The organism is Halomonas sp. G15 (assembly GCF_021282295.1).
Classification (GTDB): Bacteria; Pseudomonadota; Gammaproteobacteria; order Pseudomonadales; family Halomonadaceae; genus Halomonas; species Halomonas alimentaria.
The window spans coordinates 35,152-51,111 of the sequence record NZ_JAJSPA010000006.1 but is presented as its reverse complement, the minus strand read 5'-3'; the positions used below and the strand labels follow the sequence as shown (position 1 = coordinate 51,111).

The following is a 15,960-nucleotide window of genomic DNA, read 5'->3' as shown; positions in this document are numbered from 1 at the left end:
AAGAGGCAGGGCAGGTCATCCGAGCGCTGCCCGATGGCAGTCACAACAGCCGTGTGGGTCGAGTCGCCGAGCGGAATCGACTGCCCGCCGAGACGCTCGCATAATATTTTGTTATGGATCATGCCCTGCAAAATAATCCCAGATTTGAGATTTGCCGGGCGCTTGGTATAATCCCTCCCGACATCGCCGAAGCGAACACCGCCCATGATGACAACAACCGAGCCCTTCACGCCTTCCGCCGACCTCGCGCGGCCTACCGTGGCCGACGAAGTGGTCGACGCCGAAGCCAGCGACCTGTTCATCCGCAAGCCAAACCCCGATGACGGCTGGGGCATCTATGAACTGGTCAAGTCATGCCCCCCACTCGACGTCAATTCCGCCTATGCCTACCTGCTGCTGGCCACCCAGTTTCGTGATACCTGCGCGGTCGCCACGGACGAGGAGGGCGAGATCGTCGGCTTCGTCTCGGGCTACGTGAAGAGCAACGCCCCGGATACCTACTTCCTGTGGCAGGTTGCCGTGGGCGAGAAGGCGCGTGGTACCGGCCTGGCCCGGCGCTTGGTCGAGGCCATCATGACGCGCCCGGAGCTCGCCGAGGTGCACCACCTCGAGACCACCATCACCCCCGACAACCAGGCTTCCTGGGGCCTGTTCCGCCGTCTCGCCGACCGCTGGCAGGCGCCGCTGAACAGCCGTGAGTACTTCTCCACCGACCAGCTCGGCGGCGAACACGACCCCGAGAACCTGGTCAGGATCGGCCCATTCCAGACCGATCGTCTCTGACGCTCGCCACTTTTCGTCTGCACGCGGGGTAGCCCTGGCGTCTCGCGTGCTCACGCCCATTCATTCTCCATCAACAGGAGGTCTCTCGATGCAGACCCAGATCCTCGAACGCATGGAATCCGAAGTCCGTACCTATTCACGCTCCTTTCCGGTGGTCTTCACCAAGGCGCAGAACGCCCGTCTGACCGACGAGGATGGCCGCGAATATATTGACTTCCTGGCCGGTGCCGGCACCCTGAACTACGGCCACAACAACCCGAAGATCAAGCAGGCCCTGCTTGACTACCTGGCCGAGGACAACATCATCCACGGTCTGGATTTCTGGACCGCCGCCAAGCGTCGCTACCTCCAGGCCCTCGAGGAGATCATCCTCAAGCCGCGTGGCCTGGACTACAAGGTGCAGTTCCCCGGACCGACCGGCACCAACGCCGTCGAGGCGGCCATCCGCCTGGCCCGCAATGCCAAGAAGCGTCACAACATCGTGACCTTCACCAACGGCTTCCATGGTGTGACCATGGGGGCGCTTGCCACCACAGGTAACCGCAAGTTCCGCGAGGCGACCGGCGGCGTGCCCACCGTGGGCGGCAGCTTCCTGCCCTACGATGGCTACCTGGGCGACGGTACCGACACCCTCGACTACTTCGAGAAGCTGCTCAGCGACAAGTCCGGCGGCCTCGACGTGCCGGCCGGCGTGATCGTCGAGACCGTGCAGGGCGAGGGCGGCATCAACGCCTGCGGCCTCGACTGGCTCAAGCGCCTCGAGCAGATCTGCCGTGCCCACGACATCCTGCTGATCGTCGACGACATCCAGGCAGGTTGCGGGCGCACCGGCAAGTTCTTCAGCTTCGAGCATGCTGGAGTGGTGCCGGACATCGTCACCAACTCCAAGTCGCTCTCCGGCCTCGGCCTGCCGTTCTCCCAGGTACTGATGCGTCCCGAACTCGATATCTGGAAGCCGGGCCAGTACAACGGCACCTTCCGCGGCTTCGCGCTGGCCTTCACCACCGCCGCCGCCGCCATCGAGAACTACTGGACCGACGACAGCTTCGCCAAGGAAGTGCAGCGCAAGGGCGACATCGTCTCCGAGCGCTTCGCCAGGATCGCCGCCTGGATCAGCGAGCAGGGCATCGAGGCGTCCGAGCGCGGCCGCGGCCTGATGCGTGGCATCGACGTGGGCAGCGGCGAGATCGCCGACAAGATCACCCACAAGGCGTTCGAGAATGGCCTGGTCATCGAGACCAGCGGCCAGGACGGTGAAGTGGTCAAGTGCCTCTGCCCGCTGACCATTCCCGAGGAGGACCTGCAGAAGGGTCTGGATATCCTCGAGCAGAGCGCCAAGCAGGCGCTGAGCTGATATCCTGAGCGGGCCGCCCCGGCGGTCCGCCAGCACTCGGCCGATCCTGATCACCGATCGCGCCGCCACCGAATTTCAAGGAGATAGATATGATCGTTCGCAATCTCGAGGAGTGCCGCAAGACAGACCGCCTGGTCACCGCCGAGAACGGCAACTGGGACAGCACCCGCCTGTCGCTGGCCGATGATGGCGGCAACTGCTCCTTCCATATCACTCGGATCTTCGAGGGTACCGAGACCCATATCCACTACAAGCATCACTTCGAGGCGGTCTACTGCATCGAGGGCGAGGGCGAGGTGGAGACCCTGGCCGACGGCAAGATCTGGCCGATCAAGCCGGGCGATATCTATATCCTCGACCAGCACGACGAGCACCTGCTGCGGGCCACCAAGACCATGCACCTGGCCTGTGTCTTCACCCCGGGTCTGACCGGCAACGAAGTGCACCGCGAGGATGGCTCCTACGCGCCTGCCGAGTAAGCCGGCAGCGTCTCGGCATCGCCGAGACAAGTATACAGCGGGCCCCGGCAGCGATGCCGGGGCCCGCTGCGTTTAGAGAATTCACTCGCCGCGCGTGAAGACGATGGTGATCTCGGCCAGGGTCACGCCGAACTTCTTCATCGCCGTGCGGTTGATCAGTCGCCCGTCGGGCTGCAGGTACATCCAGTCATCCAGGGTAAAGGTGATCTCGCGGCCGGAGACCTCCACCGGCAGCCGGTAGGTCATGTTGAAGACATGCCCCGCCTGGCGAGCCGTCACGGGCCCCTCGACATCGTTGGCGGTACCCAGCCAGCGATCCTCGCCGTCGCGCTCGAAGGTCCACACCCGGCGATCGGTCTCGCCGTCGTCATAGACGAAGTGCTCGTCCAGGGTCAGGGTGTCACCTTCGACACGCCCCTCGATCTCCACCGTGAAACGGCGCTGCACCTCACCGCTGTAGTCCTGCACCATGCCCCAGGCGCGAGTCTGGCCTTCGAAGTAGTCGGCGATATCCAGGCGCGGTTGCGTCCCGGCGTAGCGCTCGATATCGACGCTGGTACAACCGGACAGCAGCAGGGCGGCACCCAGCAGTGCCAGGCGTGACAGCCATTTCCTATACATTGATAAAGCCTCTGTATGATATGCGTACAGCAACAGGCTAGCCGACCCGTGCCGGCGTGACCAGTACTGATGACAGGGCGCCATCCATGCATGACACTGATTACCAGAGGCAAAATGGTGCGCCTGCGCTAGCGTCGTTTCCTGTCCAAAGCGTTGAGGCCAACAAGTTCGTATAATGTATATTATGTTAAATAGTGCATATCGGAACGTATCGAGGACGGCCCGCTGCCACTATCCCCATCCGAGCCTGAAGCCCGCAGGTTGGACAAGCTGCTTGGCGACTCATTATTATCCCCGCACTGTTCAAAGGAATTGTCCTGCCCCATGCCCCATCCCCTGTTGAGCGCCGCTCTTGCGACATCCGCCCTGCTGCTCACCGGCTGTGTTGCCCTGACCGACAAGCCCGAACCGCCGGCGCCGCTGACACCGGCCGACTTCCATGTGCGAATGGATGCGCTGGAGGATGCCCTGAGTGCCCGCTGCGACGACCAGTCGCGGCTGGGCAACGAGATATCATCGGTCACCAGCCGCCAGGATGCCCTGATCGGTGATGTGCGTGAGGTGGGCTCACTGCTGCGCGGGATGAATGCCCGGCTGGACAACATCGCGGTCGATAAACCCGAGCCGGTGGTGGTCAGGCGCGAGTGTGCCGCCGACGAGCTGGGGCTGGCCAACAAGACGGTGCTCGGCAGCAGCGAATGGATCGGCCTGCCCGACGTGGGCACCTACCTCAAGGCACGGATCGACTCCGGCGCCAATACCTCCTCGCTCTCGGCCCGCGAGATCACCCGCTTCGAACGCGACGGCGAGGACTGGATCCGCTTCAAACTGGGGCTGACCAACGACGATGTGGTCGTCGATGCGGTGCGTGACGAATGGATCGAGGCCCCTATCGAGAGGCGTGTCCGTATCATCCAGGCCACCGGTGAGGAATCACGCCCGGTGGTCACGCTGATGATGACCCTGGGCACAATACGCGAACCGGTGGAGTTCACCCTGAGCGACCGCACCCATCTCGACTACCCGGCCCTGCTGGGCAGGCGCTTCCTGCTCGATATTGCCGTGGTCGACGTAGCCGAGCGCTATCTCCACGAGCGTCCCGAATATCCCGGCGGGCGCCCGGCATCGGAAGCCGGACGCGATCAGGATGACGCCGATCTCGACAACGAAGAGCGCTGAGCCGCGCATCAACCGCCCTCTGCCAAGGAAGACCCATGTCACGACTGCCCTTCTATCTGCTGGTCGGCGTCCTGTTCCTGGCTGGCGTAGCCATGAGCCTGCACCGTCACTACCAGCTCGAGGTGCCCTGGACTCCGGGCGAACAGCGCCAGGTGTGGGAAGTGGAAGCGCAGGTCAACTTCACGGCGCTGGGCGACCCGGTGCTGGTGGACATGGCACTGCCATCGACCCAGGAAGGCTTCCGACTGCTCACCGAACATACCGCCTCACCGGGCTTCGGGCTGTCGTTCGTGGAGGAGGATGGTGCCCGGCGCGCCCAGTGGTCGATCCGCGAGGCCAGCGGCTCCCAGCAGCTCTACTACACCGCCCAGGTCCTGGTGGCACCGGACAGCCGTCCACCGCGCCTGGAGACCCCACCGTTGCGCCGCGACATCGTCTGGGAGCGTCCCTATGACACGGCGGCCGCGCAACTGATCGAGCGCGCCTGGAGTCGCAGCGCCGACTCCTTCACCTTCGCACGCGAGCTGTTCCATGAGTTCGACGCGGAGCGCCAGGGCGAGAATGCCCGCCTGCTGATGACCCAGTTCGACCGCACTCCCCTGCTGGTTCGCCTGCTCAACCAGGCAGGGGTTCCCGCCCGGGAAGTGAGCGGGCTGCTGCTCGAGGATGGAAGGCGCCGCCAGTCGCTGACCAGCTGGATCCAGGTATTCGACGACCAGAGCTGGAAGCTGTTCGACCCGGCGACCGGAGAGCAGGGTCGCCCGGATAACCTGCTGATCTGGGAGGGAAGTGGCCAGGCGGTGCTCGAGGTACAGGGCGGCACCAACTCGCGGGTCACCTTCTCGATGCTCTCCCGCAACCAGCCCGCGGCCGCCGCGGTGCGCAACCAGCTGGCCGAGGACACCCTGCTCAACTTCTCCATCCACAGCCTGCCGCTGGAGGAGCAGGCGCTCTTCCAGACCATCCTGCTGATCCCCATCGGCGCGCTGGTGGTGGTGCTACTGCGCATCCTGGTGGGGATCAAGACGTCGGGCACCTTCATGCCGGTGCTGATCGCCCTGGCCTTCATCCAGACCAGCCTGGCCACGGGGCTGATCGGCTTCCTGCTGGTGGTGGCCGTGGGCCTGGTGATCCGCAGCTATCTCTCCTACCTCAACCTGTTGCTGGTGGCGAGGGTCACGGCGGTGATCATCACGGTGATCGGCATCATCTCGGTGTTCTCGGTGCTCGCCTACCGGTTCGGGCTCAATGCCGGACTGACCATCACCTTCTTCCCGATGATCATCCTCTCCTGGACCATCGAGCGCATGTCGATCCTGTGGGAGGAGGAAGGCCCCAAGCAGGTGCTGATCCAGGGCGGCGGCAGCCTGATTACCGCGGTGCTGGCCTTCCTGGCCATGAACAACCCCTGGGTGCGGCATATCACCTTCAACTTCCTGGGGGTGCAGCTGATCCTGATGGCACTGATCCTGCTGATCGGCAACTACACCGGCTATCGCCTGCTGGAGCTGCGTCGCTTCAAGCCGGTCACCGAGGATTGAGCCATGCGTGAATGGACGACCCCCGGCAAGCTGCGCGCCAAGGGCATCATCGGCATGAACCGGCGCAATATCCGTTACATCGGGCGATACAACAACCGCCGCCTCTATCCGCTGGTGGATGACAAGCTGCAGACCAAGCTGCTCGCCGAGCGCTTCGGCATCACCACCCCCGCGCTGATCGGCACCGTCACCACCCAGTTCGGCGTCAAGCATATCGGTGAGCTGCTCGCCGGCCACAACGGCTTCGTGATCAAGCCGGCCAAGGGCAGTGGCGGCAAGGGCATTCTGGTGATCGAGCGCGTGGAGGGGGACGAGTTCATCAAGCCCAGCGGGGCCCGGATGCGGCTGGCAGACGTCGAGCGTCACGTCTCCAATATCCTCTCCGGCCTCTACTCGCTGGGCGGTGCTCCCGACGTGGCGCTGGCCGAGGCGTTGATCAACTTCGACGAGAGTCTCTCCGAATACACCTACGAGGGGGTCCCGGATATCCGCGTCATCGTCTTCCGCGGCTATCCGGTGATGGCGATGATGAGACTCTCCACCGCCGCCTCGGACGGCAAGGCCAACCTGCACCAGGGGGCAGTCGGGGTGGGCCTGGATATCGCCACCGGCACCGCCATTCGCGGCGTGCAGTTCGACCGTACCCGCCACGACCATCCCGATACCGGCCATGAACTGGCCAGTCTGGCCATCCCCGACTGGCCCACCCTGCTGCTGCTCGCCGCCGGCTGCTACGAGATGACCGGCCTCGGCTACCTGGGCACCGACATGGTACTCGACCGCGACCAGGGACCCATGCTGCTCGAGCTCAATGCGCGCCCGGGGCTGGCAATCCAGATGGCCAATGGCGAGGGGCTCAGGCGTCGTCTCGACCTGGTCGAGAAGCAGCCCGAGGGCCTGTCGCCCGAAGCACGGGTGGCCTTCGCTCGCGAGCATTTCGCACGGCGCAGCGAGCTCGAGGCCGTCGCCGAGGCCTGAGCCTCGGTGGCCCGCCCTCACCCAGCCGCGTAGAATGGCGGCAGAATCCACAGCCGACGGGTCCCATGACCGAATCCCGTAACCTGCTGCTCCAGGCGGAGCGGCAGTGCCAGCAGAGCGGCGCACGCTTCACGCCCATTCGCCGCCGGGTGCTCGAGATGATTGCCGACGCCCCCGGGGGGCTAAAGGCCTATGACCTGCTCGACCGCCTGGCGACCGAGCACGCCTCGGCCAGGCCTCCGACGGTGTATCGCGCCCTGGAGTTCCTGATCGACCAGGGTCTGGTGCATCGCATCGAATCGCTCAATGCCTATGTCGCCTGCCCCTGCCCCGAGCACTCCCACGGCTTCCAGTTGTTGATCTGTCGCGTCTGCGGGCGTGTCGAGGAGTTGCACCTGGATGAGGTCAATGCCCAGCTCTCCGGCTGTGCCCGCCAGCTGGGCTTTCGGGTGGAGCGTCAGACCATCGAGCTGCTGGGGCGCTGCGATGCCTGCTGCGCCACCGACGACTGAGCCCAACCTGCGAGAGCCCCGATCCTGCGGAGAATCCCCATGCCCGACACCTTCAAGGCCCTGGAACGGGCCCCCGCCGACAGCCGCCATGCGCTGGCCGACGTGCTTGCGGCCATCCGCTTCAATGCCGACGGCCTGATCCCGGCCATCGCCCAGCAGCATGACAGCGGCGAGGTGCTGATGATGGCCTGGATGAATCGCGAGGCGCTGGAGGAGACCCTTAACACGGGGCGGGTCTGCTACTGGTCGCGCTCACGCGGCAAGCTGTGGCGCAAGGGCGAGAGTTCCGGCCAGCAGCAGCACCTTGTCAGTGCCGCCCTGGACTGCGATGGCGACACCCTGCTGCTGCAGGTGGACCAGACCGGACCGGCCTGCCATAGCGGACGCCGCAGCTGTTTCTATGTGGCTCTCGAGAAGGACGCGGCACGCATCACCAGCGCCCCGCTGATCGACCCCGATTCCCTCTACGGCAAGGCCTGATGCCCTGCCTGGCGGCCTGGCTGGCCAAGCTGGTGCGGCTGTTGCGCCAGGCCACGGCCTGGCTGATGATCGCCCTCGTGAAGCTCTACCAGGTTACCCTGAGCCCCCTGCTCGGGCCCCGCTGTCGCTACTGGCCGAGCTGCTCCAGCTATGCCGTGGAGGCGATCCGGGTGCACGGGCCGCTCAAGGGAGGGCTGATGGCCGCACGCCGCATCGCGCGCTGTCACCCCGGCTGCGAGGGCGGCATCGACCCGGTACCCGGCGGCCCCAGCGAGGCGCTGTGCCGCGAGGATCCCGAGCTCGACGAGAACTTTCGCCCCCGGCCGCCGGCGGACGACGAGCGGGAGCGCTGAGCCTCAGGCGGCTTCCTGCTCGGCCACCTCGTAGATGCGCTTGAGCATGGCGTTGAGGCCATTGCTGCGCGTCGGCGAGAGGTGCTTGTCGAGCCCCAGGTCGGCAAGGAAGTGCGGCGAGGTATCACGGATCTCGGCGGCCGGCCGATCGTTGTAGATCCGCATCAGCACGGCGATCAGCCCCGAGACGATGGCGGCATCGGAGATGGCGTCGAAGTGCACCACCTCGCCGCGGCGCTCGTGGTGCATCCAGACATTGGACTGACAGCCCTGGATCTTGAGCTCGTCGCGCATCCACTCCGCGGGGAAGTCGGGCAGCGCCTTGCCCATGTCGATGATGTACTGATAGCGATCCATCCAGTTGTCGAACATCTCGAACTCGTCGATCAGTTCCTGCTGCGCCTGTTCGGCGGTGGTGTCGATCGTCATGAAAGCTCCTTCGTGGTCGTTGCCACGATTATACCGGCTCGTCCCGGGTGGCGTCCGCCCCCTGTCGTCCCTCTCTTCGCTCGGCAAGGCCATGCAGCGACTGCTGGCGGTGCCACGCCTCGTCCTCGGCGTGCAGGTAGCGGGCCGTGGTATCCAGCCTCGAATGGCGCGCCGTGGCTGAGAGGTAGCGCAGCTCGACACCGGCCTGGGCCTGATGGGTCAGCGCCGTATGGCGCAGCCAGTGCGGGGTCGCCTGGCGCAGCCGCAGCGCCCAGCCATGGGCGCCCTCCCCGTGCGTTGCCTCGACGGCATCGGCGGCCTCGCGAAATGCATCGCGGATCAGCCGGTAGAGGCGGTTGTCGCCGATGCCCCGCCTGCCATCCAGGGCGCGCAGCAACGGTGTGGCATCGTCCGGCTGGGGTTCCGGGCTCAGGCCCAGGGCAAGACGCCACTCGGTCAGCAGGGTCAGCATGTCGGGCGGTACCGGAATGCTGGCGGTCTTGCTCCCCTTGCCGACGACGTTCCACCACCAGCGACCCTCCTGCCGCTGGAAGTCGCCCATGCGCGCCGCGCTCATCTCGCTGATGCGCGGGGCCAGCAGGTAGGCGAAGCCGAACACGAAGCGGCGCCGGTGGCGCTGGTAACGCTCTCGCGGTGAGCCGCCCTCCTCCGTGGCTGGAGTGCCCGCGCCGGTCAACCAGCCCCAGAACCACTCCCATAGTGGCGCCTCCAGATAGCGTTCGATGCCCCCCTGACGATTGTCCAGGCGTCGTCGCTTGTCGCGCATCAACCGGAAGGGATTGTGGGCTACCCACCCCGCCTCGGTTAACCAGGCATACATGCCCTGCAGGATCACCAGACTCTGGCGACGGCTCGCCGGCGACAGCGGGCCGCGAAACGGGCGCCAGTCTTCGGCCCGGCGAGGCCGCGGCGGCCCCACCCAGCGCGAGCGAGGCTGGGGGTCGGCGAGGAATGCCTCGAAGCCCTCCAGGTGGTCGCGTCTCACCTGGTTCAGCGTCATGCCCCGCTCGGCGAGCCACAGCAGCAGGCGCTCGGCCTCGCGACGATAGGCGCGCCGGGTTCTCGGGCTGGCCCGATACTCCGCCAGCCATTCGGCGACCGCCTCGGCATCGCTGCGTGCCGCGATATAACCGCCCTGCCCGGCCATTGGACGCTCCACAAGGCGCGTCCCGACGCCGACCGGCAATTCACTACCTGTCCCTTGCACGGCTCACTCCCTCTCCACACTGGCCCACTGGCTCCTTGCTCCTTGCTCCTTGCTCCTTGCTCCTTGCTCCTTGCTCGCCAGTATCCCGTCCGCGGTCAATAAAAAGCAAGATAAGCCGCGTAATCTTGCTTTTATTCTCTATTTCATATCATATTTTACGTATTACGTATAATGTAATAATCTTCCATTTAGCGACAATCCCCGCTATGCTGCGCCGGAAAACACCCCAGAGGGGGCATCGCGATCCACCGGCTCGCGCCCCTTCCTGCCGAGGAGAGACCCATGGCGCGCAGTGGCGTGACCTACGAAGACGTGCAGCGAGCCATCGATGAACTGCTGACCCGCGGTGACGCCCCCAGCGTGCAGAAGATTCGCGAGATTCTTGGTACCGGCAGCTTCACCACCATCAGCGAGCACCTGCGCGAGTGGCGGCAACAGCGCGAGGAGAACCGCGACGTGCCCCCGCCCCGCGGCATGCCGGCCGCCCTGCAGGAGCTGGCCGAGGGGCTATGGCGCCAGGCTCAGGAGAGCGCCAACCAGGCGCTGGCCCACTATCGGGAAGAGGCTGACCGCAAGATCGAGGAGGCCCGTGAGGCTGCCGCCGACTCCCACCGCCAGGCCGAGGATGCCAGGCAGCGCGAAACGGCATTGGCCAGCCACCTGGCCGGCACAGAACAGCGACTGGAGACACTCAGCGCCGAGCTGGCCACCCGTCAGGCGGATAACGAGACCCTCCGCAAGGCCGAGCAGCGCCTCGCCACGCGACTGGCCGAGGCGGAGTCCCTGCTGCAGCGTCATCGGGACGAGGCGGCCCGGGTGGCGGACGAGCATCAGCAGGCCATGCAGGCTCGGGAAGCCGAGCATCGCGAGAAGCTGACGCGAGAGGAGCAGCGCCACGAAAGTGCCGAGACACGCCTGATGGCGCTGCTCGACCAGGCGCGCCAGGAGCGACAGGCCCAGGAGAAGGCCGCGGCCGGCCGTGAGGAGCAGCAGGAGAAGCGCCTCGCCCGCCAGGAGTCACAGCTGCAGGAGGCGCGTGCCCGGCTGGCCGAGGAGGAGAAGCGCCATCGCGAGACCGACTGGGCGCGGCGCCAGGCCGAGTCGCTGGCGGACACTCGCCACCACGAGCAGGCGCTGCTTCAGGCGCGCATCGACGAACAGAAGCGTCATCTGGAGGACCAGGCCCAGCGCGTCAGGAGCCTGGAGGAACAGCTCCATCGCTGCCTGTGGCAGACGCCGACGACCAAGGGTAACGAGGCGGAGGGTGATACCGATGATGAAGAGAAGAGCAGCGAGAAGCGCGAGCCCACCGACGACGCCCAGTGATCTCACCGGACGCAAGCACAAGGGCCCCACCGATCGGTGGGGCCCTTGTGTTGGCACAGGGCCTGCCTCACGGCTGGCCCTATCTTCCTGTCGACTAGGGGTCGGTCCCGCCTAGCGGTAGTAGGCGTTGGTGGTGTCGGTATGGTCGGTGACGTCACGGATACCACCCAGCTCCGGGATGCGCTCCATCAGGGTGCGCTCGACGCCCTCCTTGAGGGTCAGGTCCACCGCCGCACAACCCTGGCAACCACCACCGAAGGCCAGCACGGCCACGTTCTCGCCGGTCAGCTCGACCAGCTTGATCTCGCCGCCATGAGCCGCGAGGCCGGGGTTGATCTCGCTGTAGAGGATGTAGTTGACGCGATCCTCCAGCGGGCTGTCGGCGTTGACCTTGGGCATTTTGGCGTTGGGCGCCTTGATGGTCAGCTGACCGCCCATGCGATCGGCGTTGAAGTCGACCACCGCCTCCTCGAGGAACGGCAGGCTGTTCTTGTCCAGGAAGACGCCGAGCTTGGGCAGCTCCAGCTTCTCGTCGGTCGGCTCCTCCTCGCCGGGCCGGCAGTAGGCCAGGCAGGTCTCGGCATAGGGGGTACCCGGCTGAGTGATGAAGATGCGTACTGCGATACCCTCGACATTCTGCTTCTCGAGCAGCTCGGCGAGGTAGTCCTGGGCACTGTCGGTAATCTGGATCGGTTCGCTCATGGCACTCTCTTGTGAAGCTGTCGCTGTCGGTCCGCGGCAGCGGCGTGGTTGCTGCGTACCGGATAAAGTGATGCTGCCAATGGTAAGACACGGGACGCGACGAAACAATCCCGACTGATTTGCTGGGTTTTTGTGCACCCACCTGCCCCCGCCGCGGCCAGTTTGGTACCATGTCGGGCTTGACAGTGGCCGCTGCACAGAAGATGCCCCGAGGCACCCAGCGGCCGCGAACCCCGGACACTACCCCGCTGGAGACCGATTCACACCATGGCCGCCGTTCCCACTGCCCAGACCGCTACCCTGATCGAACGTCTTGCCGAGCGCATCCTGATGCTCGATGGGGGCATGGGCACCATGCTCCAGAACGCCGGCCTCTCCGAGGAGGAGTTCCGGGGGGAGCGCTTCGCCGACTGGCCTTCGGACCTCAAGGGCAACAACGACCTTCTGGTGCTCACCTGCCCGGACCTGGTCACGCGCATCCATCGCGAGTATCTCGAGGCCGGCGCCGACATCGTCGAGACCAACACCTTCAACAGCACGCGCCTCTCCCAGGCCGACTACGGTATGGAGGCGCAGGTACCCGAGCTCAACCGTGAGGCGGCGCGCCTGGCGCGTGAGGTGTGCGATGCGGTGGGCGCAGAGACCGGCATTCCCCGCTATGTGGCCGGGGTCCTCGGGCCCACCTCGCGCACCGCCTCGCTCTCCCCGGACGTCAACGATCCGGCCAAGCGCAACGTCACCTTCGATGCGCTGCGAGAGAACTACTTTGAAGCGGCCGAGGCGCTGATCGAGGGTGGCGCCGACCTGATCATGATCGAGACCATCTTCGATACCCTCAACGCCAAGGCGGCGATCTACGCCCTGGAGGAGCTGTTCGAGGCACGCGGCGAGCGCCTGCCGGTGATGATCTCCGGCACCATCACCGATGCCTCGGGTCGCACCCTCTCCGGGCAGACCACCGAGGCATTCTGGAACTCGGTGCGCCACGCCAAGCCGCTCTCGGTGGGCCTGAACTGTGCGCTGGGGGCCGCTGAACTGCGCCCCTATATCGAGGAGCTCTCCACCAAGGCGGAGACCTTCGTCTCGGCCCACCCCAACGCCGGCCTGCCCAACGAGTTCGGCGAATATGACCAGACCCCGGAGGAGATGGCGGCCATCGTTGCCGAGTTCGCCTCAAGCGGCCTGGTCAATATCATCGGCGGCTGCTGCGGCTCGACCCCCGAACATATCGCCGCCATCCATCGCGCCATCCAGGGCATGGCGCCGCGCCGGGTACCCGAGATTCCCCAGGCCTGCCGCCTGTCGGGTCTGGAGCCCTTCAACATCGGCCCCGACTCGCTGTTCGTCAACGTCGGCGAGCGCACCAACGTCACCGGCTCGGCGCGCTTCAAGCGACTGATCGTCGACGAGGACTACACCACCGCCCTGGAGGTGGCCCTCGAGCAGGTGGAGAACGGCGCCCAGATCATCGACATCAACATGGACGAGGGGATGCTCGAGTCCCAGGAGGCGATGGTGCGCTTCCTCAACCTGATCGCCGGCGAGCCCGACATCGCCCGGGTGCCGATCATGGTCGACTCCTCCAAGTGGGAGATCATCGAGGCGGGCCTCAAGTGCATCCAGGGCAAGGCGGTGGTCAACTCCATCTCCATGAAGGAGGGCGAGGACGCCTTCCGCGAGCAGGCCACCATCTGTCGTCGCCATGGCGCCGCCGTGGTGGTGATGGCCTTCGACGAGACGGGCCAGGCGGATACCTTCGCACGCAAGACCGAGATCTGTCAGCGCGCCTACCGGATCCTGGTCGACGAGCTCGACTTCCCGCCGGAAGACATCATCTTCGACCCCAATATCTTCGCCATCGCCACCGGCATCGAGGAGCACGACAACTACGCCGTGGACTTCATCGAGGCCACCCGCTGGATCCGTGAGCACCTGCCCCACGCCATGGTCTCGGGTGGCGTCTCCAACGTATCGTTCTCCTTCCGTGGCAACAATCCGGTGCGCGAGGCGATCCACTCGGTATTCCTCTACCACGCCATCCGCGCCGGGCTGACCATGGGCATCGTCAACGCCGGCCAGCTGGCGGTCTACGACGACCTTCCCGAGGAGCTGCGCGAGGCGGTGGAGGACGTGGTCCAGAACCGTCGCGCCGACAGCACCGAACGCCTGGTGGACCTCGCCGAGAAGTACAAGGGTGACGGCGGCGGCGCGGCCAGGAAGGAGGACCTCGAGTGGCGCTCCTGGGAGGTCGAGAAGCGCATCGAGCACGCCCTGGTCAAGGGCATCACCGCCTACATCGAGGAGGACACCGAGCTGGCCCGTCAGCGCGCCACCCGCCCCATCGAGGTGATCGAGGGGCCGCTGATGGACGGCATGAACGTGGTCGGCGACCTGTTCGGCGCCGGCAAGATGTTCCTGCCCCAGGTGGTCAAGTCGGCGCGGGTCATGAAGCAGGCGGTGGCCTACCTGATCCCCTATATCGAGGCGGAGAAGGCCCTCAACGAGGACACCCAGGCCAAGGGCAAGATCGTCATGGCCACGGTGAAGGGCGACGTCCACGACATCGGCAAGAATATCGTCGGCGTGGTCCTGCAGTGCAACAACTACGAGGTGGTCGACCTCGGCGTGATGGTGCCGGCGGAGAAGATCCTGCAGACGGCCCGGGAGGAGAATGCCGATATCATCGGTCTCTCCGGGCTGATCACCCCGTCGCTGGACGAGATGGTCCACGTGGCCAAGGAGATGCAGCGCCAGGGCTTCGAGCTTCCGCTGCTGATCGGCGGCGCCACCACCTCCAAGGCCCACACCGCCGTGAAGGTGGAACCCCAGTACGAACAGCCGGTGATCTACGTGTCCGACGCTTCCCGCGCCGTGGGGGTCGCCGGCAAGCTGCTCTCGCCGACGCTAAAGCCGGACTATGTCGCGGAGATCAGCGCCGAGTACGAGAAGGTACGCGAACGCAACGCCAAGCGTCGCCCCAAGGCCGCCGACCTGACCTACGCCCAGGCCCGGGAGCGCAAGTGTCGCCTCGACTGGAACGCCTACACCCCGCCGCGGCCGGCCATGACGGGTACGCTCTCCTTCGATGACTACGACCTCGAGGAGATGGTCGAGCGCATCGACTGGACGCCCTTCTTCATGAGTTGGCAGCTGGCCGGCAAGTACCCGAAGATCCTCGATGATGCCAAGGTCGGCGAGGCGGCGCGCAGCCTGTTCCAGGACGCCCAGGCGATGCTGCGCAAGCTGATCGACGAGAAGCTGGTGGAGGCGCGCGGCGTGATCGGCATCTGGCCCGCCAACAGCGTCGATGACGACGTCATCGAGGTGTATGCCGACGAGTCCCGCGAGACAGTGATCGAGCGACTGCACCATATTCGCCAGCAGACCACCAAGAACCGCGACGGGGTCTGCTATAGCCTGGCCGACTTCGTGGCGCCCCGTTACGACGAGAAGGGAGAGCCGAGCGGCAAGCCCGACTGGATCGGCGGCTTCGCGGTGACCACCGGCCATGGGGTGGAAGCGCTGGCCGAGCAGTACAAGGCCGCCGGTGACGACTACAACGCCATCCTGGTGCAGTCGCTCACCGACCGCCTGGCCGAGGCCTTCGCCGAGCGCCTCCATGAGCGGGTGCGCAAGGAGTTCTGGGGCTATGTGCCCGAGGAGACGCTGGACAACGACGCCCTGATCGCCGAGAAGTACCAGGGCATCCGCCCGGCACCGGGTTATCCGGCCTGCCCCGACCACACCGAGAAGCCCACCCTGTTCAGGCTGCTCGAGGCCACCCAGGCGGCCGGCATCACCCTGACCGAGAACTTCGCCATGTGGCCGGCGGCCGCCGTGGCCGGCTGGTACTTCTCGCATCCGCAGTCGAAGTACTTCTCCACCGGCAAGATCACCCGCGACCAGGTGGAGGCCCTGGCCGAGCGCAAGGGAATGAGTCTCGAGGAGATGGAACGCTGGCTGGCGCCGGTGCTCTCCTACGACCCCGCCTGACT

At 65.7% G+C, this 15,960-nt stretch carries 15 protein-coding genes; 11 read left to right on the top strand and 4 right to left on the bottom strand.

Annotation, left to right across the window (positions count from 1 at the left end; all coding sequences use genetic code 11):
• Positions 1–204: 204 nt before the first annotated feature.
• The 3 genes from ectA (at position 205) to LWH48_RS04815 (ending at position 2,616) form a co-directional block, all read left to right on the top strand.
• Positions 205–783, top strand: coding sequence for a diaminobutyrate acetyltransferase (ectA, locus tag LWH48_RS04825; RefSeq protein WP_232911623.1), 579 nt, complete (start codon positions 205–207; stop codon positions 781–783).
• An 88-nt stretch (positions 784–871) separates the two neighbouring features.
• Positions 872–2,137: a diaminobutyrate--2-oxoglutarate transaminase gene (gene ectB, locus LWH48_RS04820; protein WP_161432137.1), complete on the top strand. Its 1,266-nt coding sequence runs from the start codon at positions 872–874 to the stop codon at positions 2,135–2,137.
• Positions 2,138–2,226: 89 nt separating this feature from the next.
• Positions 2,227–2,616, top strand: coding sequence for an ectoine synthase (locus LWH48_RS04815; protein WP_232911622.1), 390 nt, complete (start codon positions 2,227–2,229; stop codon positions 2,614–2,616).
• An 81-nt stretch (positions 2,617–2,697) separates the two neighbouring features.
• Here the strand turns inward: LWH48_RS04815 and LWH48_RS04810 are convergent, their stop codons facing one another.
• Positions 2,698–3,237, bottom strand: a complete 540-nt coding sequence (locus LWH48_RS04810; protein WP_232911621.1) for a DUF3833 domain-containing protein — start codon at positions 3,235–3,237, stop codon at positions 2,698–2,700.
• A 324-nt stretch (positions 3,238–3,561) separates the two neighbouring features.
• On the opposite strand from LWH48_RS04810, the gene LWH48_RS04805 reads away from it, so the two are divergent.
• From LWH48_RS04805 to yidD, 6 genes are all read left to right on the top strand, one after another.
• The gene (locus tag LWH48_RS04805) at positions 3,562–4,416 is read left to right on the top strand and encodes an ATP-dependent zinc protease family protein (protein ID WP_232911620.1); all 855 of its coding nucleotides are present in this window, start codon (positions 3,562–3,564) and stop codon (positions 4,414–4,416) included.
• A 35-nt stretch (positions 4,417–4,451) separates the two neighbouring features.
• The gene (locus tag LWH48_RS04800; RefSeq protein WP_232911618.1) at positions 4,452–5,957 is read left to right on the top strand and encodes a UUP1 family membrane protein; all 1,506 of its coding nucleotides are present in this window, start codon (positions 4,452–4,454) and stop codon (positions 5,955–5,957) included.
• Positions 5,958–5,960: 3 nt separating this feature from the next.
• Complete coding sequence (locus LWH48_RS04795) at positions 5,961–6,935, top strand: alpha-L-glutamate ligase-like protein (protein WP_232911616.1); 975 nt, start codon at positions 5,961–5,963, stop codon at positions 6,933–6,935.
• Between the two features lie 65 nt (positions 6,936–7,000).
• On the top strand, positions 7,001–7,447 hold the full coding sequence (locus LWH48_RS04790; protein WP_161432131.1) for a Fur family transcriptional regulator: 447 nt from the start codon (positions 7,001–7,003) through the stop codon (positions 7,445–7,447).
• Positions 7,448–7,486: 39 nt separating this feature from the next.
• Positions 7,487–7,927 (top strand): phosphoribosyl-AMP cyclohydrolase, encoded by a 441-nt coding sequence (gene hisI / locus LWH48_RS04785; protein ID WP_161432130.1) that lies wholly within the window; start codon positions 7,487–7,489, stop codon positions 7,925–7,927.
• Entirely contained in the window at positions 7,927–8,280 is a 354-nt protein-coding gene (gene yidD / locus LWH48_RS04780; RefSeq protein ID WP_232911610.1) for a membrane protein insertion efficiency factor YidD, read from the top strand. Before hisI ends, yidD begins: the two co-directional genes overlap by 1 nt.
• Positions 8,281–8,283: 3 nt before the next feature.
• On the opposite strand, the gene LWH48_RS04775 is transcribed toward yidD, so the two are convergent.
• Together LWH48_RS04775 and LWH48_RS04770 are read right to left on the bottom strand one after the other, a co-directional pair.
• Positions 8,284–8,709, bottom strand: coding sequence for a SufE family protein (locus LWH48_RS04775; protein WP_232911608.1), 426 nt, complete (start codon positions 8,707–8,709; stop codon positions 8,284–8,286).
• 28 nt (positions 8,710–8,737) lie between these two features.
• Complete coding sequence (locus tag LWH48_RS04770) at positions 8,738–9,877, bottom strand: tyrosine-type recombinase/integrase (protein ID WP_232911607.1); 1,140 nt, start codon at positions 9,875–9,877, stop codon at positions 8,738–8,740.
• A 342-nt stretch (positions 9,878–10,219) separates the two neighbouring features.
• On the opposite strand from LWH48_RS04770, the gene LWH48_RS04765 reads away from it, so the two are divergent.
• Positions 10,220–11,263, top strand: a complete 1,044-nt coding sequence (locus LWH48_RS04765; protein WP_232911606.1) for a DNA-binding protein — start codon at positions 10,220–10,222, stop codon at positions 11,261–11,263.
• Between the two features lie 111 nt (positions 11,264–11,374).
• Here the strand turns inward: LWH48_RS04765 and nfuA are convergent, their stop codons facing one another.
• Positions 11,375–11,965: a Fe-S biogenesis protein NfuA gene (gene nfuA, locus LWH48_RS04760; RefSeq protein ID WP_232911604.1), complete on the bottom strand. Its 591-nt coding sequence runs from the start codon at positions 11,963–11,965 to the stop codon at positions 11,375–11,377.
• Positions 11,966–12,232: 267 nt separating this feature from the next.
• On the opposite strand from nfuA, the gene metH reads away from it, so the two are divergent.
• Positions 12,233–15,958, top strand: a complete 3,726-nt coding sequence (metH, locus tag LWH48_RS04755; RefSeq protein ID WP_232911602.1) for a methionine synthase — start codon at positions 12,233–12,235, stop codon at positions 15,956–15,958.
• The last annotated feature ends 2 nt before the right edge of the window (positions 15,959–15,960 follow it).